This window comes from Salinivibrio sp. ML323, assembly GCF_001995745.1.
Taxonomy (GTDB): domain Bacteria; phylum Pseudomonadota; class Gammaproteobacteria; order Enterobacterales; family Vibrionaceae; genus Salinivibrio; species Salinivibrio kushneri.
Genome location: NZ_MUES01000002.1, coordinates 164,081 through 183,949, shown reverse-complemented (window position 1 = coordinate 183,949; position 19,869 = coordinate 164,081). Strand labels below are relative to the sequence as shown.

Annotated in this window: 15 protein-coding genes and 1 tRNA gene; 2 read left to right on the top strand and 14 right to left on the bottom strand. The window is 51.2% G+C overall.

Translation table 11 applies throughout. The features are described from left to right. Positions 1-195: 195 nt before the first annotated feature. Positions 196-272, bottom strand: a tRNA-Arg gene (locus BZG13_RS02460). A 304-nt stretch (positions 273-576) separates the two neighbouring features. Between BZG13_RS02460 and folD the strand changes: the two genes are divergently transcribed. Beyond that, positions 577-1,437, top strand: a complete 861-nt coding sequence (gene folD, locus BZG13_RS02455) for a bifunctional methylenetetrahydrofolate dehydrogenase/methenyltetrahydrofolate cyclohydrolase FolD (protein ID WP_069362058.1) — start codon at positions 577-579, stop codon at positions 1,435-1,437. A 33-nt stretch (positions 1,438-1,470) separates the two neighbouring features. Here the strand turns inward: folD and BZG13_RS02450 are convergent, their stop codons facing one another. The 4 genes from BZG13_RS02450 to BZG13_RS02435 form a co-directional block, all read right to left on the bottom strand. Then, positions 1,471-2,700 carry a response regulator gene (locus BZG13_RS02450; protein ID WP_077484720.1) on the bottom strand — a complete coding sequence of 410 codons (1,230 nt, stop codon included), beginning with the start codon at positions 2,698-2,700 and terminating at the stop codon, positions 1,471-1,473. A 214-nt stretch (positions 2,701-2,914) separates the two neighbouring features. Next, positions 2,915-4,138 (bottom strand): GGDEF domain-containing response regulator, encoded by a 1,224-nt coding sequence (locus BZG13_RS02445; protein ID WP_241824590.1) that lies wholly within the window; start codon positions 4,136-4,138, stop codon positions 2,915-2,917. A gap of 64 nt (positions 4,139-4,202) precedes the next feature. Beyond that, positions 4,203-4,703 (bottom strand): transcription/translation regulatory transformer protein RfaH, encoded by a 501-nt coding sequence (gene rfaH / locus BZG13_RS02440; protein WP_077484717.1) that lies wholly within the window; start codon positions 4,701-4,703, stop codon positions 4,203-4,205. A gap of 154 nt (positions 4,704-4,857) precedes the next feature. Next, positions 4,858-5,913 (bottom strand): response regulator, encoded by a 1,056-nt coding sequence (locus BZG13_RS02435; protein WP_077484715.1) that lies wholly within the window; start codon positions 5,911-5,913, stop codon positions 4,858-4,860. 512 nt (positions 5,914-6,425) lie between these two features. Between BZG13_RS02435 and BZG13_RS02430 the strand changes: the two genes are divergently transcribed. After that, positions 6,426-7,025, top strand: a complete 600-nt coding sequence (locus BZG13_RS02430; protein WP_046075248.1) for a Yip1 family protein — start codon at positions 6,426-6,428, stop codon at positions 7,023-7,025. 62 nt (positions 7,026-7,087) lie between these two features. On the opposite strand, the gene purF is transcribed toward BZG13_RS02430, so the two are convergent. The 9 genes from purF to BZG13_RS02385 all read right to left on the bottom strand — a co-directional run bounded on the left by purF (position 7,088) and on the right by BZG13_RS02385 (position 19,684). Next, entirely contained in the window at positions 7,088-8,602 is a 1,515-nt protein-coding gene (purF, locus tag BZG13_RS02425) for an amidophosphoribosyltransferase (protein WP_077484712.1), read from the bottom strand. 31 nt (positions 8,603-8,633) lie between these two features. Then, positions 8,634-9,131 carry a CvpA family protein gene (locus BZG13_RS02420; RefSeq protein WP_069362063.1) on the bottom strand — a complete coding sequence of 166 codons (498 nt, stop codon included), beginning with the start codon at positions 9,129-9,131 and terminating at the stop codon, positions 8,634-8,636. A 61-nt stretch (positions 9,132-9,192) separates the two neighbouring features. Next, positions 9,193-9,741, bottom strand: a complete 549-nt coding sequence (locus tag BZG13_RS02415; RefSeq protein ID WP_077484710.1) for an SPOR domain-containing protein — start codon at positions 9,739-9,741, stop codon at positions 9,193-9,195. Positions 9,742-9,753: 12 nt separating this feature from the next. After that, positions 9,754-11,004, bottom strand: coding sequence for a bifunctional tetrahydrofolate synthase/dihydrofolate synthase (gene folC / locus BZG13_RS02410; protein WP_077484707.1), 1,251 nt, complete (start codon positions 11,002-11,004; stop codon positions 9,754-9,756). A gap of 65 nt (positions 11,005-11,069) precedes the next feature. Then, entirely contained in the window at positions 11,070-11,996 is a 927-nt protein-coding gene (gene accD, locus BZG13_RS02405) for an acetyl-CoA carboxylase, carboxyltransferase subunit beta (RefSeq protein WP_077484704.1), read from the bottom strand. Between the two features lie 167 nt (positions 11,997-12,163). Beyond that, entirely contained in the window at positions 12,164-12,949 is a 786-nt protein-coding gene (truA, locus tag BZG13_RS02400) for a tRNA pseudouridine(38-40) synthase TruA (protein WP_077484702.1), read from the bottom strand. A 135-nt stretch (positions 12,950-13,084) separates the two neighbouring features. After that, the gene (locus BZG13_RS02395; protein WP_077484699.1) at positions 13,085-17,236 is read right to left on the bottom strand and encodes a FimV/HubP family polar landmark protein; all 4,152 of its coding nucleotides are present in this window, start codon (positions 17,234-17,236) and stop codon (positions 13,085-13,087) included. A gap of 283 nt (positions 17,237-17,519) precedes the next feature. After that, complete coding sequence (locus tag BZG13_RS02390; protein ID WP_077484696.1) at positions 17,520-18,533, bottom strand: aspartate-semialdehyde dehydrogenase; 1,014 nt, start codon at positions 18,531-18,533, stop codon at positions 17,520-17,522. Beyond that, complete coding sequence (locus tag BZG13_RS02385; RefSeq protein ID WP_077484694.1) at positions 18,530-19,684, bottom strand: 4-phosphoerythronate dehydrogenase; 1,155 nt, start codon at positions 19,682-19,684, stop codon at positions 18,530-18,532. Before BZG13_RS02385 ends, BZG13_RS02390 begins: the two co-directional genes overlap by 4 nt. Positions 19,685-19,869: the final 185 nt, after the last annotated feature.

Below are 19,869 nucleotides of genomic sequence, written 5' to 3'. Positions count from 1 at the left end.
GACTGAAAATTAAGACGCGCTATTATAGCGGCACCCGTCAACTGAGTCGAGACAAGGGGCGACCGATGGCGTTTCAATATCGAAATTGGGGTGATATCTCACAATTCAACCGCGTAAGATCACAGTTTTTACGGTTTTATGCGCGTTTGGTTATTTTCAGAGCAATTGGGAGAGAAAACGGGGGAGAAAGTAAAATGGCGCGCCCTACAGGATTCGAACCTGTGACCCACGGCTTAGAAGGCCGTTGCTCTATCCAACTGAGCTAAGGGCGCACTGTCTTTACGCAGCGTGGATTATAAAGCGACGTTAGGCGTCGTCAACGCTTTTCCCTAAAATCTTGACGCGGTTGCTCAAAACCACATCGTTTACTGGTTATCCATTGATGCGACGCAGGGAGGCGAGAGCGCTAAGCCTGTTCTTTTCGTGTTTCCGTCTAACAAAGCATCGTGCCGCCATGGACGGCTTATTATTTTTCCTTCATCCTCACTAAAGTGCAAAAGCAAACGTTTGCGCAATAGCTTTTAGGCGCGTTTTTTGTCACACTATTGCCAACATTGCTTTAGCCGAAGGATAGTTATGGCCGCACAACTCATTGATGGAAAGCTGATCGCGCAAACCGTGCGCCGAGAGGTTGCCGCTCGCGTCTCTGCTCGCACGCAAGCGGGACGTAGGGCCCCCGGATTGGCGGTAATTCTGGTTGGAGACGATCCTGCGTCACAGGTTTACGTTGGCAGTAAACGCCGTGTTTGTGATGAAGTGGGGTTTGTATCACGGTCCTATGACCTCCCCACGTCTTGCTCTCAACAAGAGTTACTCTCACTCATCGACACCTTGAATGCAGATGACAGCATTGATGGCATTCTCGTCCAACTGCCCTTACCTGCAGGGATTGATGCCACGTCCGTGTTGGAGCGCATCCGCCCAGACAAAGATGTCGACGGCTTTCATCCCTATAATGTCGGCCGCCTGTGCCAACGCATGCCAACGCTGCGTTCTTGCACACCAAAAGGGATCATTACCCTCCTAGACCGCTACAATGTGCCTCTTCGTGGTAAACATGCTGTGGTCGTCGGCGCCTCCAATATTGTTGGTCGCCCGATGACATTGGAGCTGCTGTTGGCTGGCTGCACAACTACAACGTGCCACCGTTTTACTCAAGACTTAGAGGGGCATGTTCGCCAGGCCGACGTCCTGGTGGTGGCGGTCGGTAAGCCTAAGTTTATTCCTGGCGAATGGATTAAACCCGGCGCAATTGTGATTGATGTGGGCATTAACCGCATGGAAAACGGCAAACTGATTGGCGACATCGAATACGATCTCGCTTATGAAAAAGCCAGTCATATTACCCCTGTCCCCGGTGGTGTGGGCCCCATGACTGTCGCAACCTTGATTGAAAACACGCTCATGGCCTGTGAGCAATACCACGATGGTCACTAGCAGGCAAGAGGGTCAAAATGGCCCTCTTTTTTTTCAGGATACTAAATCTGTTTTGAGCTGGTTTCGTCCCCCTGCCTTGGCTTGGTACAAACACCAATCGGCACGCTGAACAAGTTCATCAATATGCGCATCGGCATGGACCATCCCAATACTAATGGTGATTGAAAACGTCTTGTCGTAGGGTGACCAAACGGTCTTTTCCAATTCTTCTCGCATCGCCTCAAGTCGGCGCACAAAGCCCAGCTCGTCATTGCCGTAGAGGATACAAAACTCTTCCCCACCAAAGCGAGCGACCATGCCTTCTGGAAAATAACGTTTCATCATTTTTGCCAGCTCAATCAGCGTAATATCACCAATATGATGGCCAAATTGATCATTGATCTTTTTAAAATGGTCGATGTCAATCAGCGCCAAACTCCGCGGCCCTTTGTGTGAGCGAGTGTGGGGGTGTTCGAAAAAATAACGTCGATTCCACACCTGGGTTAAATAATCCGTGTTGGCCATATTAAATAAACGACGTTCAGTATCGAGCGCATTCAATGTGCTATGCAAACGACAATAAAACTCCTCTTGGTTAAACGGTTTGGCCAAAAAATCATTCGCCCCTGCCTTCAAAAACCGTGCCGTTAAGCTGGAATCCTCCTCACCCGATAAGCCAATAATCGCCAACTGGCCGTCTGTCTTCAGCTTGCGTAGTGCCTTGACCACGCTCACGCCATCCATTTCTGGCATGGTGTAATCAGTAATCACCAAAGAAATTCGCTTATCACGCCGCACCATAGCTAAGGCCTCTTGGCCATTTTGTGCTTCGAGGACATTAAGGTATTGCCGTTCCAATAAGCTACGCACGTAACGGCGTGCCGTCAGTGAATCATCCACGACTAACACATGGTGCTGATGGTTCTTTTCCAAGCGGTTAAGTAAAGGCGCTATCGACGACACGCACGAAGGACTATCTTTGGGGATGTAATCAATAACGGTTTTGGCTAGCACACGCTCCCGAGTCCGGGCGTCCATCATCGCAGTGAGCACAATCACTTTTATATTCAGCGACAAACAAACATCGATGATTTCACCGTCCTGCCCGTCGGGCAGGCAGTAATCGAGGATAGCGCAAAGAAAGTCGGTCTCTTGGTTGAGGATCTTCTCTGCTTGCTCGATTGAGTCTGCTATACATGGGATGTAACCGGCCTTTCGTATCTCGGCTTCAAGTAACCGCCTGAAAGGTCGACTATCCTCCACAACCAACACTTTATATTCCATCTGCAACGCACCACGTCTTCACGTTAATTTTGCGCGACAATACACGCAATGGGGCAAGAAGCGATACAGGGTAAGGGCAATTCAGTGCGTGTAGACAGAAATTGCGCAAATTTCTCAACAATGACACATATCTCGCAGAAATTTGACGCAACACCTACAACTGAGCGTACACTTTATGCGTTATTTCGTATCATTTTTTAGGCAATGCAGCCATTTACCCTTGATATACCACCATTTGATTTCTACCAGACGCTTTTGCCTGATACAAGGCTTTATCAGCCATGTGTAAAAGGCGTGAAAGAGAAGCAGCTTGCGAGTCCACGCCAATACTCACCGTAACTTTCAGCGTCTGATCTAACACCTGTATGGGGCGATCAGCCACCGATTGGCGGTACGTGTCTAACGATTGCTGAAACACCGCCAAATCACCAAGTGATAACACACAAAACTCTTCTCCCCCCAAGCGGGCGACCGTGTCCTCCGGGAAAGCGTCTGCCAGCATTTGCGCGATCTCAACCAACACATCGTCACCGATATGATGACCAAACTCATCATTAATGCGTTTAAAATAATCAATATCAATAATCGCTAGATGCTTACGCGCCTCAGTCGCCAGCTGGTCACCTCGCTCAAAGAAATAGCGTCGATTACAAAGCCGCGTGAGAAAATCTGTATTGGCTAAAAGAAATAACCGCCATTCGATATCAATCGCATTCAAGCAGCTATGAACGCGACAGAAAAACTCTTCCTGATTAAACGGTTTGGGCAGGTAATCGTTGGCCCCTGCTTTGAGAAAGCGTGCCGTTAGCGCACTATCATGATGTCCAGACAAGCCAATGATCGCCTGGGAACACTCGGTATCTCTCTTGCGAAGTGCAGATACAAGCTGAAGACCATTCATTTTAGGCATATCGTAATCAGTGATAACCAGCGATATATCTGGCGTTTTTTCCACCACGTCAAGTGCCTGTTCACCATTTTCTGCTTCCAATACGGTTAAATACTGGCGCGCCAACAACGCAGAGATACGTTGACGTATCGAGGCTGAGTCATCCACCACCAGCACACGATGGCCTTGATTGTCAGCTAAACGCTTAATGAGTCGGCAAACCGCATCAATACAATGACTACTGTCTTTGGGGATATAATCAATAATGGGCTTTGATAGGATCTCATCACGCGTTTTCTCGCTTTGCGAGGCGGTGAGGACAACCACTTTAAGCCCTGCGGATAAACATAAATCGATGACTTCGCCGTGGTGAGCGTCTGGCAGATTATAATCGAGGATCGCACAGAGAAAGGGGGTGTTGTGAGCTAGCACATCCCGTGTTTCGGCTAGGCAGGTACAGGTCACGGGGGCAAAACCCGCTTTTTTCACCTGCTGTTCAGCCAGCATGCGAAACGACCGGCTGTCTTCAACGATAAGTACCGACTCCAACGACTGCCTCCCCTACTTTAAACTGTCCCCTTGAAGAGTGTAGCAGCCAAACCAGGAGAGCGGGTTATCTGGAAGCACTGATATCGGCGTTATCGATATGTAGTTCAGTTTGCTTGCTAAGCATATTTATCAGCAAAATACAGCGCTTCTCGCCGTCTTTTTCTTTGAAGATCGCTTCCGTGCCTGCAAACTGCCCCTTTTCAATCATCACCGACTGTCCGGGCTTGAAGCCTTGGTAGAGCGCGTCGCGTTGTTCGTCACAGTCTTCTATCGTCATCAGTTGTTGAATCAATGCCAAGTCGACCTTGATGGGATACGCACCTTGGCGAACGAAATCAACTACACCACGCGTGGAGCGAACACTCGTATACTGCACAAGGTCGGGATCAAAACCGACAAAAATATAGTTGGGAAAGAGCGGCTCCTCAACGTGCTGACACTTACCACGACGCAGCTTTTCCACCGTCACTATCGGGTAGTAACAATCAACGCCTTGGCGCTTCAAATTTTGCTCTGCGCGTTGCTGTTCCGCGCGCTTACAATAAAGTAGATACCAATGTTTCATGTCGTTCTGTCCCTGATGTCTATCGCCAGTAGCAGCCTGTCCAGAGCGACGAAAGTATACGGATGTTAAGCCCACACAGCAACAAAGGCGAGCACCCACCACGGCCACTCACCTTTACATAGGGTTGACTATTCGACATTGCATCGCTGGGTCGTTAAGCGATTTTTTGAATATCGACACTGAAACTGTTCAAGCCCACTTCACTCAATGACACACGTGCATCACCTGATTGAAGATCAACGCTTTGAAACTGGCTCGAGAACGCGTCGCGCCCCAACCAGTGATCATTGTGAACCAGGCTTGTCGACCCGCAGCTATCCACCGTGGCTTTTATCCCCGCCGGTAAAATATCAAGCTGATTATCGGCGGTGTTTAGCACACCGAACATCGCACGAACCGGCGACGTATAGGCTGAGGCGCGAATCGCATCCTCGATCCGTTTTACCAGGGTGAGAAACCCTCTTTCATTAACATCACCTGAGCGGACAAAATCATTAAAAAACGCACGGATCATCAAGGTGGTCGCGGTACCGTCTTCCTCTGCCGAGGCAGAGTCGACCACATAAAATGCCATTTTCCCGCCCATCAACCATGCATAATCCAGCACAATGGGGTTGGTATCTGCCGATTGCAGTGAGTGATAGGAAAGACGCCAAGCACCTTGTTGCGAGTCGGGTTCTGGCATCAACCCCATTAATAGTTCACGTGCGCTACCTGGGTTGTGGCGTAAGGCATCAAGGTGCCATTTCAGTTCCGTCTCTGATGCGCCGCGATCCGCGTCCTCGCTCACCTTAAACCATTGTTGACTAAAATCATCGCTGGCGTGTACATCGTCGTTGGCATCATCAACCACCGCTTCGATGGCTTTTTTGACCACATTGATATCTTCGATCGGTTTGATCAAAAAGTCCTTCACCCCAAAGCGAAGCGCTTGAGCTACATCTGCCATCCCCCCGGTGCCAGAGATCACGATTATAGGTAGCATTGGGTATTCAAGGCTCACCTCCTCAACGAATTCTAAGCCTGTCATTACCGGCATCGATAGATCACTGATCAATAAGTCAGGAATCGATTGCCTCAGCGCTTGCAACCCTTCTAAACCATTTTCGACCTCACGTACTACCGCTCCCTCTCTTTCGAGAAAAGACGCAATCATCCGACTGAAGACGGGATCATCTTCGACGATTAAGATCTCTTTATTATGCAACACGACGCTCTCCTCCAGGACTGCAAAGCAGCGGCTGTTTTCTTTCTCACTGCACTAATCGTAGTTGAATTCAGGCACACCTGTGATCGCTAATGAGATTTAATTCAGAAGCGCTCTATAAACAGCTGTTTAAAATAATAATTTTCTTAGCATTCAAGCAGGTGAGCCGTCAAAGCCATTTATCGGCAGCATAAAAAAGGCTTGAAAATCAATGACACTATAAGAGTACGCTACTCTGTATTAAAAGTAAGACTTGTAACAATTAATACATGATGTCTATCACAAGAATGTATATCGGCATTATCTCAATATCGCGCCAGTGAGCCATGCGCAGAAAGGCGATTTTTGTCGAGAAGAAAACTTGCCAATTCAGGTACCAACAACTATTCGTTACTAAAGAAGAGTGTACACGGCATCTATCCTCCGCATACGAGCAGAGAAGAAGCAGTTACTTGAGGCGTCGTGCGCCAACCGTTGCACCTGACTTCACTGAGGGAATAACGAGCGGGGTTACTATGATTTTGAGTCATTTATTAGGGTTATATACCCATCCCAAAAAGGAATGGAAAGCGATTGGCGAGCGCCACGAGGCCGCTTCAAACAGCATTGGTCACGCGTTGTTACTCGCGTTAATCCCGCCTGTTTGTGCCTACTACGCGAGCGTCCACATTGGTTGGCAAATCGGCGCGGGGGATCCCATCTTTATGACCCCGCAAAGCGCCCTGTTCATCGCCAGTGCCATGTATCTTGCTTTGTTGGGCGGTGTCGCGGCGTTGGCCTATCTCACATTATGGATGAGTCGTACGTTCGGTTCCGCTCCGACTTACACCCAGTGTCTTGAACTGGCAGCCTATACCGCAACGCCCATCTTTATGGTGGGACTCGCCACGCTTTATCCAGTGGTGTGGTTTGTGATGATCGTCGGCTTGATTGGCATTGCCTACTCTGTCTACCTCCTCTACACGGGGGTTCCCATATTGATGGAGATCCCTGAAGAGCGAGGATTCATCTATGCCAGCTCTGTCGTCACTTGCGGGTTAGTATTGCTGGTCGCGATTCTGGCTGCCTCGGTCATCCTATGGAATGTCGGCATGGGGCCTGTCTTTACCCATTAGTCAACATGGGCGTAGCAGGATACCAGTGAAGAGCGCCGCGATAACTGTCGCGGCGTTTTCAGTTAGTCCTCGTTATGTATCTCTAAGTTCGCTAGCTCTTGCTGCTGCTCGCGTACCGTTTTCGCATCGTCGTTACGCAAGCTTTGTATATACTCGAGATAAGCTTGATCGACATCTTGAGTGACATATTCACCACTGAATACGGATGTCTCAAAGCGCTCAATAGCTGGGTTCGCTTCGCCAACCGCCGCCACCAAGTCAGACAGATCTTGGTAGACCAAACCATCTGCACCAATCAGTTGACCAATTTCATCAACTTCACGGCCATGGGCGATCAGCTCGTTGACACTGGGCATGTCGATGCCATAGACGTTAGGAAAGCGCACTTCGGGAGCGGCTGATGCCATATACACTTCTTTTGCTCCCGCCTCGCGCGCCATTTCGATAATTTGCTCCGAGGTGGTGCCGCGGACTATCGAGTCATCGACCAACAAAACGCGCTTGTCTTTAAATTCAGAACCAATGGCATTGAGTTTACGGCGCACCGATTTCCGACGCATTTGTTGCCCAGGCATAATAAAGGTCCGCCCGACGTAACGGTTTTTGACAAAGCCTTGGCGGTAAGGCTTACCCAGCACTTGGGCAATCTCCAAAGCGATGTCACAGGAGGTCTCTGGAATTGGGATCACCACATCAATGTCAGCGTCATCCCACTCACGTTGAATTTTAGCCCCCAGTTTTTGGCCCATACGAATACGCGCGCCGTATACGGAAACCTTATCGATAAAGGAGTCAGGGCGAGAGAAGTAGACAAATTCAAAGATACAGGGGTTTAAACTCGGCGTATCCGCACATTGACTGGTATGCAGTTGCCCATCCAGCGTGATATAGATAGCTTCACCGGGTGCCACATCACGGACAAAATCAAACCCGACCGCATCCAACGCCACTGTCTCCGACGCCACCATGTATTCAGTGCCCGCCTCCGTATCGCGCTTACCTAAACAGAGTGGCCGAATGCCTTTAGGGTCACGGAACGCGATCACACCATGACCAATGACCATGGCCACGACCGCATAAGCCCCCGACACTTGGCGATGCACCGACGCCACCGCGGCAAACATATCGTCAACCGTTAATGGATGCGATGTCGCGGTTGATAACTGGTGGGCAAGGACGTTAAGCAGGATTTCAGAATCAGAGGTGGTATTAAGGTGACGACGATCTTTCTCGAATAGCGACTGACGCAAGTCTTGGGCATTGGTGAGGTTACCATTGTGCGCCAGGGTAATACCGTAAGGCGAGTTGACATAAAACGGCTGCGCTTCTGACGCACTCGAACTCCCCGCGGTTGGATAACGCACATGCCCAATACCCACTTGGCCTTGTAAGCGCTGCATATGCTTAAGTTGAAACACATCCTTTACCAGACCATTGGCTTTTCTAAGCCGGAAACGATTGTCGTCAATAGTGACAATCCCGGCTGCATCCTGTCCCCGGTGTTGTAGCACCGTCAGTGCATCATAAATGGACTGATTGACCGGGGTGTTACCAACGATTCCAACTATACCACACATGTCAGCGATTCCTTGTTACGCGAATATCATCCTAAGATCCGGCGATCTCAGGTAAGAAACTGGAACTGTTCTCGAGATAGTGGAAAAACCATTCAATCACTACCGCAAAGTTAGGAATAAGTTGCGACTGCCCCCATGCTTGGGTGTGAGCGACCGACGTGAAGGCATCCAGGAAGAAGAGCATCGCGGCAATAATGAGTACACCACGCACACTTCCAAACACCATACCCAGCACCCTATCGGTACCAGACAACCCGGTTTTCTCTACCAACTGAGCAATCACATAATTGACCACCGCCCCCACTATTAAGGTGGCAATGAACAATAAGGCTATTGCGCTACCATTACGAATAACGGCATCTTCAATATTGGTCAGGTAAACCGCCAGTTGCGTATAAAACTGACTGGCGATAAAAAACGCACCAAACCATATCACCAATGACAATGCTTCTTTAACAAAGCCTCGAATAACACTAACTAGCGCCGAAAAACCAATGACGCCAATAATGAGGTAATCAATCCAATTCATCGTATTCACTTGCTCGAGACGTGCGCATTCTAACAGAAAAAATGCTCACGCAAACGTTTTCTTATTGGGTGAGTGGGTCAAATTTACGCAATTGACCCTTCAATCCTGTCAAAGATTGCAAATCAGTCAGTTGCGATTCCAACGCCGATTTGGAGACGTGAGGCCCCACGACCACCTTGGCTAAATCACCCGGTTGGATGGCTTTGGGTAAGATATGTGCTTGGTAGCCTTTTTCGCGTAATTGCTTGACCAAACGTCGGGCGTTGTCTTGGTTGCGAAAGGTGCCAAGCCGAATCATCCACGCCCCTTCTTGAGCACTGGCTGACGAAGAGGCGGTGTCGCTAGCCGCCGGTTTAGGCGCAGGCTCGTTGTCCAATTCGTTTGTCTGACGCTCTTTTACCTTGGTGTCTGGCGCGTCCACCTCAACCACTTGTGGGGCTTTAATCGGTGCTTGGCTCACCTCACTATCAAAATCATCCCTTAGTGGGATACTTTCATAGCTCTCTTGATAATGCTCTTTTTTGCCATCAAGCACATCTGGCAGCACTATCACCCCGATAGACACCAACACCAAGGTACCCACGATTCTTTTTTGTAACTTACTGGCCACAATGACTCCGTTTTAGTTAAGCGCGCTTATTACCTGCCCAACAGTATGAAACGACCCAAATACGACCACACAGTCTCGCGCAGGTTCAGCCTGTTTTAATGCCTGCTGATAAGCCTCACTGGGTGATGCAAACTGTTGTGGTGCCGGCACAGGCAAGCTGTCGGCGGGTGCACCTCGAGGCACAGATAACGATGCCGGATACCAGTGATCCACGATTCCGTCCAAGCAGGCTAAGGTACCCGCCATGTCTTTATCGGATAGCATGGCCACCACCGCATGCACGTGTCCGCCGCGTTCCGCTTTGCACTCAGCCAACTTCTCTGCCAAATAAGCGGCCGCGTGCGGATTATGAGCAACGTCAAACACAGTGTAAGGCGCATTGGCAACAACCTGCATTCGCCCGGGTACCGACACCGAGGCTAACCCGTCAGAGATGTGTGTGTCTGCGATCTCCAGCTCGGCAACCCCCAAAGCCATCAAGGCAGTGGCGGCATTTTGTAACGGTATTGCCGGGATAGGCAACGCCGTCAGCTCAAACGCCCCTGCCGCCCAACACCAGGTATTATCCGTGAGCGTATATTGATATTGATAGCCCAGCTGGTGTAGCTCGGCGCCAATGCTGTCAGCATGTGCAGCCACGCTCGCCGGTGGGGAGGGCTGACCGCAAACAGCGGGTTTACCTGCTCGGAAAATCCCTGCTTTTTCGTAGCCGATTTGGTTAATGTCATCCCCTAACCAATCACAGTGATCGAGCGCGAGGCTGGTGATCACCGATACGTCATGCTCCACTACGTTGGTGGCATCGAGGCGTCCACCTAGCCCCACTTCTAAAATAACCACGTCCAGCGAATGCTGCTTGAACAAGTGCAATGCGGCCAAGGTGCCGAACTCGAAAAAGCTCAGGCTCGTGTCACCACGCGCTTGTTCAATCGTCGCGAACGCTTCGCTGTGCGCGGCATCGTCTAGCCGTTCGCCATTAATGCGCACGCGCTCACTATAGTGAGTTAGATGCGGGGAGCTATAGACACCGGTGCGATAACCCGCATGCTGCAAAATCGATTCTAGCAGCGCACAGGTTGTGCCTTTACCATTGGTTCCCGCGACGGTAATCACTGTCGGCGCTGGCTTAGTCAGTTGCGCTTTTTCGGCCACTGCCGCGACGCGTTCAAGGCCAAGATCGATGGCACGGGTATGGATGCTTTCGAGATAAGACAGCCACGTCGTTAAAGAGGACGTGGCTGTTGGGTGTTGTTGTTCAGACATTGGCTTGGTCAGTTACTCCATGATGGGTAAATGATACCAAGGATAGCGCCGTGGGACACGGTCAATTATTGCTCTTGAGAAGGCGGTGCCGCTTCAGGCTCAAGATCAGGCTTGCCTTGTTCTACATCGACCACCAGTGGTGAGTGACGATTATTCAATTTGGCAAGCAGACCCGCTAAGCGTTGACGCATTTCTCGGCGATCGACAATCATGTCAATCGCACCATGCTCAAGCAAAAACTCACTGGTTTGGAAATCTTCAGGAAGATTCTCACGCACGGTCTGTTCAATCACTCGGCGCCCCGCGAAACCGATAATCGCTCTAGGCTCGGCCACATTGATATCACCTAACATGGCAAAACTGGCCGTCACGCCACCGTAAGTCGGGTCGGTTAATACTGAGATAAACGGCAGGTTATGGCGGGAAAGGCGTTCCAATGCGGCACTTGTTTTGGCCATTTGCATCAGTGACATGAGCGCTTCTTGCATACGCGCACCGCCACTGGCAGAAAAACACACCAAACCGCAGTTATTGTCAATCGCCGCATCCACGGCTTTAACAAAGCGAGCGCCCACAACGGCTCCCATCGAGCCACCCATAAATTTAAACTCAAAGGCGCAGGCCACCACGGGCACATCAAACACGCGGCCTTTCATAACCACCAGGGCGTCTTTTTCGCCACTTGCTTTTTGCGCCGACGCTAAACGGTCTTTGTACTTTTTCGAATCGCGAAACTTCAACACATCTTTGGGTTCAAGCTCACTGGCAATCTCTTCACGCCCGTCTTTATCCAAAAACACGTCGAGCCGGCGGCGTGCTGGCATGCGCATATGGTGTTCACACTTTGGACAGACTTCCAAGTTACGCTCGACATCCGCGTGATAGAGAACTTGATCACACGACGTGCACTTGGTCCACACGCCCTCTGGAATCGACGCCTTGCGTGATGAACCAATATTACTTTTGGTTAATATTTTTTCTAGCCAGCTCATGGACAACCTTTACTTAGTGATAGCTCTCGCGGACGGACAACTATCTTGGATTCGTAACAAATTAGACCGAATTAAATCACAAGTCTGTCAGACTTGGGATAAAAAACTGGTACTACCTATTCTTTCTCCGTGCTTTATGAGTACAGCGTACTTGCCGCCACAATCACCTAATCCGGCAAAAACAGGGGGCCAATGGGTGAACGAGGCAACCCAAATGTTTCGGGGTAGTCTACGTCAACCAGATACAAGCCTTCAGCTTTCGCGGTCGCAGCCGCCTGGGTACGATCTTTTTGTGCCAGCAACCAAGCCATCCACTCAGGCGGCTGCTCTTGACGACCGACCGTCATTAAGCTCCCCACAATATTGCGAACCATATGATGCACAAACGCATTGGCTTTAATATCAATCACGATAAAGCGTCCTTGACGGTTGACCGATAAATGCATCACATTCCGCCAAGGGGATTTCGATTGACACTGAGCGGCACGGAATGAGGAAAAATCATTCTCCCCAAGGAGATACTGACCCGCTCGATGCATTAAGGTTTCATCAAGTTCAGCGTGATAGTGACTGACTCCCTTGGCTAAGATCGCCGGGCGCAAGGGATGATTATAAATCACATAACGATAGCGTCGCGCGGTCGCACTAAAACGGGCATGAAACTCGTCTGTCACAGGCTTCGCCCATCGCACCGCAATCGGATCCGGCAAGTTCGCATTGACACCCATGGTCCAAGCTTTTAATGGACGCTGATTATCAGTGTCAAAGTGCACTACCTGTCCTGTTCCATGCACGCCAGAGTCGGTACGTCCCGCACACTGTACGGCGACAGGATGATTGGCAACCGTCGATAAAGCACGCTCGAGGTGTTCCTGTACACTGGTGACTTCTCGTTGCCTCTGCCAACCGTAAAACTGAGCGCCATCATACTCAATGCCTAACGCGAATCTCATGCCCTGCCTTCTCGTTACTCGTCAATAAGGCGCCGCATTATACCCATAAAGCCCTCGAGTTGCAGGTGAAAAGCGCGTGCTTGGCCATCACTGCCGCCATAAAGAAACAGGCAGCATTCGCTACCTGTTTTTTCACTACCTCAGCTGTTCTAGCAACTGACGTGCTTCTTGCTGCAAGGCCTTGTTGCCCGACTGCATCACTTTTTCGAGCAAAGAAATCGCCCCATCGATATCGTTCATTTCCAAGTACGCTTTGGCAAGGTCAAGATTCGTCGATGCTTCAGTACTCGCGGTATCACCATCCACATCAATGGCACTGATATCTTCTAACACATCAGGAAACTCATCTAAACCCACATTCAGATTCATTTCCGCTTTATCAGGATCAATATCTGGCGTAGAACCATCATCTCGCATGAGCTCCTCAATGCTGATGTAGTCATCTTCTTCTTGCTCTTCACCAATCAGCTCACTCTCTGCTTCTCCCTCACTCAGAAGATCCTCATCTAAGGCTTCCTCGAGTTCAAAGGTTTCCAATGACGCCGGATCGATGGCGGGCTGTTGACTCCAGTCTTCACTCTCTGCTTCAGGCTCAGGTTCATTATCAGCCTGCCAAACCGCCGCTTCTTCATCGGACAGTGAGGAAAGATCCAGTGGCGTGTCATCGTCTGACTCGGAGAGCAATGCCTCCATGTTTAAGCCACCCACTTGGTGATCGTCATCGTCGAGATCGCTGATATCTCGCTCATCACGCTCAGGCGTTTCCTTGGCGACGTCACCCTCTTGCTGCTCATCTAAATAAGATTCTAGCTCTCGCTGCTCTTCGGGCTCTGGCTCTGGCTCTGGCTCTGGCTCTGGCTCTGGCTCTGGCTCTGGCTCTGGCTCTGGCTCTGGCTCTGGCTCTGGCTCTGGCTCTGGCTCTGGCACGCTATCTAAATCCGCTTGTTCTTGCTCGTCAACCGGTTCAGCGTCTGCCAATGCCGCTTCTTCGTCGTACTCTGGTAGGCTGGTTAAATCAAGTAAGTCTTCTTCGCTAATGTCGTCGAGATTATCGCCGTCATCATCAACCGCTTCATCTTCGTCGCGGGTAGCTTCTGGCTCAGCCGATTCGTCCTCTTCAGCATCGTCTTCGTTTAATGCTGCTTGCGACTCGTCTTCCGCGTGATCGTCAGCTGCGGGTGCTTCATCGGCCCCGCTAGTGGCTTCTGGCTCAGCCGATTCGTCCACCTCTGCATCGTCTTCACTTAACGCTGCTTGCGGCTCGTCTTCCGCGTCATCGTCAGCTGCGGGTGCGTCATCGGCCTCGCTCGTGGCTTCTGGCTCAGCCGATTCATCCGCCGGTGCATCGTCTTCACTTAACGCTGCTTGCGGCTCGTCTTCCGCGTGATCGTCCGCTGCGGGTGCATCATCGGCTTCGCTAGTGGCTTCTGGCTCAGCCGATTCGTCCGCTTCTGCGTCGTCTTCACTTAACGCTGCTTGCGACTCATCCTCCGCGTGATCGTCCGCTGCGGGTGCATCATCGGCTTCGCTAGTGGCTTCTGGCTCAACCGATTCGTCCGCTTCTGCATTGTCTTCACTTAACGCTGCTTGCGGCTCATCCTCCGCGTCATCGTCCGCCGCGGGTTCTTCATCGGCCCCGCTCGTGGCTTCTGGCTCAGCCGCTTCGTCCACCTCTGCATCGTCTTCACTTAACGCTGCTTGCGGCTCATCCTCCGCGTGATCGTCCGTCGCGGGTTCTTCATCGGCCTCGCTCGTGGCTTCTGGCTCAGCCGATTCGTCCGCCTCTGCATCGTCTTCACTTAACGCTGCTTGCGGCTCGTCTTCCGCGTCATCGTCAGCCGCGGGTGCGTCATCGGCCTCGCTCGTGGCTTCTGGCTCAGCCGATTTGTCCGCCGGTGCATCGTCTTCACTTAACGCTGCTTGCGGCTCGTCTTCCGCGTCATCGTCCGCCGCGGGTGCGTCACCGACCCCGCTCGTAGCTTCTGACTCAGCCGATTCATCCGCCGGTGCATCGTCTTCACTTAACGCTGCTTGCGGCTCGTCTTCCGCGTGATCGTCAGCTGCGGGTGCGTCATCGGCCTCGCTCGTGGCTTCTGGCTCAGCCGATTCATCCGCCGGTGCATCGTCTTCACTTAACGCTGCTTGCGGCTCGTCTTCCGCGTGATCGTCCGCTGCGGATGCTTCATCGGCCTCGCTAGACTCTGCCGCGGCGGGAGTGTCCGCTGGTGCGTCAGCGTCGCTGTCTTGCTCAGCACCTGTCTCTGATCCTGGATCAGTGTCAGGTGTTTCTTCTGTTTGCGTATCCGACGCGTAAAGAAGTTGCTCTAACTCCGCTTCGTTCGGATCACTGTCGTCTTCTTCTCCCCACAATGCTGGATCATCATCAGCGAGTGGGTCGGGTTCATCGTCATCCCCCAACACTTCTTCGAGTAAAGCGTCAGAATCTTCTAAATGAGGGTCATCATCTTTGTCTAAGACTTCATCCAGTAAGGCGTCACTACTTTCATCGAATTCGCCCTCGGTATCATCCCCTTCATTGAGCCAGCTATCTTCGTCCTCTTCATCACCGACAAGTTCATCAAGCAACTCGGTTGTGTTATCAAGAGAAACGTTGTCATCGTTATCATCATCAGATAAATCAATGTCTTGGCTTAAATCCAGCTCAGGTTCATCGTCGAGCACCGAGTCAAATAGCGCGTCATTTGGCGCTTGCTCGTCATTGTCTTCGCGCTCTTCTGACGTTTGCGCTTTCGTCTCGGCGCTTTCGCTCTCAGGCTCTTCCGCTGGGGCTTCAGCGGCGTTTCCATCAGCTTCACCTGCTAACAAGGCATCGATATCGTCGACATCACTGTCATTGCCTTCCTCGAGCGCTTTAGCCCACTCGGCGGCAAGCGCTTCATCAGCACTCATTTCCTCTTCAGGTTGCTCTGTGTCGCCCGTTTCCGATTCGTCCCCCTCGTCGGATGATGTGTCATCGGCAGCGCTATCCTTATCAGCCGGCGGCGTATCGGCCAGCTCATCCAGCGCGCGCTCCATGTCTTCAAGACCGATAGCATCATCGCTGGTAGGCGCGACACTCGATTCATTGCCTGCCATATCATCGAGTTCGTCATCCAGATCGAGATCGTCCAGGTCGGTATCATCGCCAAACGCGATATCCTCACTCGCCGTCTCATCATCGGTGATCTCTAACTCATCGTCATCTTGCGGATCGTCAACATCGTCTTCATCCGGATCGGGCACCATGACCACGGGCATATCGTCTATATCATCATGATCCAGTGCCGCAGGCTCTTCCGCGTCTTCCTCTTGCTTTCTGCGACGCGCGAGGAAGAAGAAAATGGCCCCTGTAATCAAGGCCCCCGGGATGATGGCCAACATGGCAAGCAATAATGGGCTATCAAGTAAAGATTCAACCACTGAGGGAGGTTGAGTGTCCTCAGCCACCTGTTGCTGACGCTGCTTTTCTAAAAATGCCCGGATCTCTTTATTGATTTCAGCATCACCGCTCATCTGCTCTTTTAGGGCGCTCAGCTCGTGCTGAACCTCAGACAAACGAACCTTGAGCACATGATTGCTCTCAACCAAACGCGTCATTTCTTGGTCTGACGCTTGCAGCTGAGACTGTAAGTTTTGTACCACTTGAGGTTCAGGCGCACTGGCTTGCTGAGTCTCTTCACTGGATTGGGAAGTGTCTTGGCTTGTTTGCTCAGGTTGCGATTGTTCCGGCTGGGTGTTCGTTGAAGGCGCTGGCGACGGTTGCGGACTCGGTTGCTCAACCTGTTCGCTGAGTGGCGTGGTATTTTGGGCTTGCTTACGCGCTTCATCAATTTCAAGCCGATTGACCACATCTTGGGTGCTTTCTCGCTCAATTTGCGCCAGCGTCGGCATCACTAAAGTGCTACCCGGCTGCAAACTATGAATATTGTTGTTGGTGAATGCGTCGGTATTCAGACGAAAAATCGCGCCGAGCGTCTGATACACACTCACTTGCGTATTAGGGCGCATTTGAGTCGCAATCGACCACAAGGTTTCATTGGCCCCGGTTGGACCATATTGTTGTGCCGATGCAACCGCTGGCGTTGGTTGGGGCGAAGCGGTTTCAGCCGCCATTTCATCTTGCGGACCAAGAATGCGTATTGCCGCTTCGACCGGCACCGTTGAAACACTGACAAGCGCAACCGCCAATACCCCTGCGACGGCAATAAGATGCCGCTTAACGCGATGCGAGGTTATGGTCAATCGAGTTTGAGAAGAAGACTGTTCACTTTGCTGTGCGTTGGACACACCCGCACTCCCTTATGGCAAAAATGGCCTCACTAAATATCTAACTATATCGGAAGCCATGCTAAAAACTGTAGTTTGGTGATATAAAAGTGTGTTGCGCGATCAAACTGTGGGCGCTCTGCCTCAGTTTTGACTCGATGATAGCATCGTCACACGTCGCGTATCGCCCACCTTTGCAAAATTAATGCCTAAAAAAATACCCCATCAACGGATGGGGTATCAATCAACCTAGTGTGGTGATGGGCGGGCTATCACGCTCTTTTATGGGTGCGACGCTTGTTGCTTAAAGGTAATCGCGAACCAATACTTCCGCAATTTGTACCGAGTTAGTCGCGGCCCCTTTACGCACATTGTCTGCTACCACCCAGAGGTTGAGCCCATTAGGGTGACTAATATCGTTGCGAATACGCCCCACCAGCACCTTATCTGAGCCAGTGCCTTCTTTCACCTGAGTGGGGTAATCTTCCCCTTCAAAGACGTCAATGTGTTCATGCTGACTCAAGATCGCTACCGCTTCCGTTGCGTCAATCGGTTGACGGCACTCAAGGTGCACGGCTTCAGCATGACCGTAAAACACGGGCACGCGCACACAGGTAGGGTTAACCCCTATCATCTCATCGGCAAGAATTTTCTGGGTTTCCCACACCATTTTCATTTCTTCTTTGGTGTAGCCATTTTCCATAAACTGGTCGATGTGTGGTAGGCAATTAAAGGCAATTTGCTTGCTGTATAACGCAGGCTCCGCATCTTGGCTGTTAAGCAATTTAACCGTCTGCCCGGCAAGCTCATCAACGCCTGCTTTCCCTGATCCTGAGACCGATTGGTAGGTAGACACATTTAAACGTTCGATACCGACGGCATCGTAAATAGGTTTTAATGCCACCAGCATTTGGATCGTCGAGCAATTTGGGTTGGCAATAATATTACGATTACGGAAGTCACCAATCGCGGCTGCGTTCACTTCAGGGACCACCAAGGGCACGTCGAAGTCATAGCGGAATTGCGACGTGTTATCGATAACGACGACGCCCGCTTCCGCTGCAATCGGCGCCCAATGCGCAGAAGCCTGTGCGCCCGCCGAGAACAAGCCAAGCTGAACCTGTGTCCAATCAAATTTGTCGACATTTTGCACACGCAGGCTCTCGCCTTTAAAGGTGATGGTTTCACCTGCACTCCGCTCACTGGCGAGGAGGTGTAGCGTGCCAATGGGGAAATCGCGCTCTTCTAAAATCTCGATCATGGTGCGTCCTACCGCACCGGTTGCGCCCAAAATGGCAACGTCAAATGCTTGTGTCATGCATGCTCCTCAATACTAAAGCCCAGCTTAGCCAGCGACTGTAACCCGAAATCAGCCTGTCCGGCTACCGTGATCGCACTGTACTCGCGTCGATCCCAGTAATTTTTCCGTAATTGGTCAAAGGCTGCACGCTGAGCGAGTTTGTCATCACCGGCCGCATGCATGGCCCGACGAAAATCACTGTCATCTCGGCGAATATCGTAGACCAATTGCGTCAGTGCCATCAGATCACTTTGTTGCCACGGCTGTGCCAAGGCAACCTGTGGAATCGGCGCGGAGGGCAGCAGCTCACAGGCATGGGCACGATGAGGCAGGCCCAGGTGTTCACACAGTGCGTTAAAGACCATGGTAGTACCACGGGCTTTGCCTTCCAGACCATAGCCTGCAATATGAGGCGTAGCAAACGTAAGCTGGTCCATCAGGGCAAGGTCAACCTCGGGCTCATGTTTATAAACATCCAACACCGCATCAATATCGCCTCGCGCTAACCGCGCTTTAAGTGCCTGATTATCAACAATCGGCCCCCGAGCGGCGTTTATCAAAATGCTTCCTGACGCAAGCGCATCTAACCGAGCTTGATTCATGAGGTGATAAGTGGGGTGCGCTCCGGTCGTGGTCAAAGGGGTATGGAAAGTGACCACATCCGATTGTGCGATCAGGGTGTCAATGTCCACCATGTCAGCCAGGTTTTCTTGCTCCTGACGAGGGGGATCGCAAAGTAAGGTTTTAATCCCAAGTGCCGCAAGCCGCTCGGCCAAGTAGTGCCCCACATGACCCACGCCCACGATACCGACCGTTCGGTCGGTCAACTTAAAGCCTTGCTGTTGCGCTAATACTAGCAAGGCGCTAATCACGTATTCCGCCACCCCAACCTTGTTACAGCCAGGCGCCGCCGTACCGTGGATGCCTTGTGCGTGCAAGGCGTTAAAATCAAGATGATCTTCACCCGCGGTGGCTGAACCGACAAAACGCAGACGAGTTGCACCGTCAATCAGAGCATGGCTCACTTGCGTGACGCTTCTCACCATTAATGCGTCAGCATCAATCAAATCCGTCGCACGGATTGCGCGCCCGGGTAATGCAACCACCTCACCCAATTGACTAAACAAGGTTTGGGCATAAGGCATGTTTTCGTCTACAACAATTTTCACGTTCAACGTCCTGTGTGAGTCGGTGCATCGCTTATCGGATGCTCAATGCAAGAAAATCATTGTATCTATCTCACGGTAAGAAAACACCCTTGAACTGAGTGGATAACCCGCTCACCGGGTGGCCTCAGGCAGAAAAAAACCCGGCCGAAGCCGGGTAAATCCAGGACCTGAAAAGACCATTAACG

Bases quoted from the DNA above. Each gene is read 5' to 3' on its own strand.
- folD (WP_069362058.1), top strand. From the start codon at position 577: ATGGCCGCACAACTCATTGATGGAAAGCTGATCGCGCAAACCGTGCGC.
- BZG13_RS02430 (WP_046075248.1), top strand. From the start codon at position 6,426: ATGATTTTGAGTCATTTATTAGGGTTATATACCCATCCCAAAAAGGAA.
- BZG13_RS02390 (WP_077484696.1), bottom strand. From the start codon at position 18,533: ATGACACAAGCATTTGACGTTGCCATTTTGGGCGCAACCGGTGCGGTA.
- folC (WP_077484707.1), bottom strand. From the start codon at position 11,004: ATGTCTGAACAACAACACCCAACAGCCACGTCCTCTTTAACGACGTGG.
- BZG13_RS02450 (WP_077484720.1), bottom strand. From the start codon at position 2,700: ATGGAATATAAAGTGTTGGTTGTGGAGGATAGTCGACCTTTCAGGCGG.
- BZG13_RS02420 (WP_069362063.1), bottom strand. From the start codon at position 9,131: ATGAATTGGATTGATTACCTCATTATTGGCGTCATTGGTTTTTCGGCG.
- truA (WP_077484702.1), bottom strand. From the start codon at position 12,949: ATGAGATTCGCGTTAGGCATTGAGTATGATGGCGCTCAGTTTTACGGT.
- accD (WP_077484704.1), bottom strand. From the start codon at position 11,996: ATGAGCTGGCTAGAAAAAATATTAACCAAAAGTAATATTGGTTCATCA.
- rfaH (WP_077484717.1), bottom strand. From the start codon at position 4,703: ATGAAACATTGGTATCTACTTTATTGTAAGCGCGCGGAACAGCAACGC.
- purF (WP_077484712.1), bottom strand. From the start codon at position 8,602: ATGTGTGGTATAGTTGGAATCGTTGGTAACACCCCGGTCAATCAGTCC.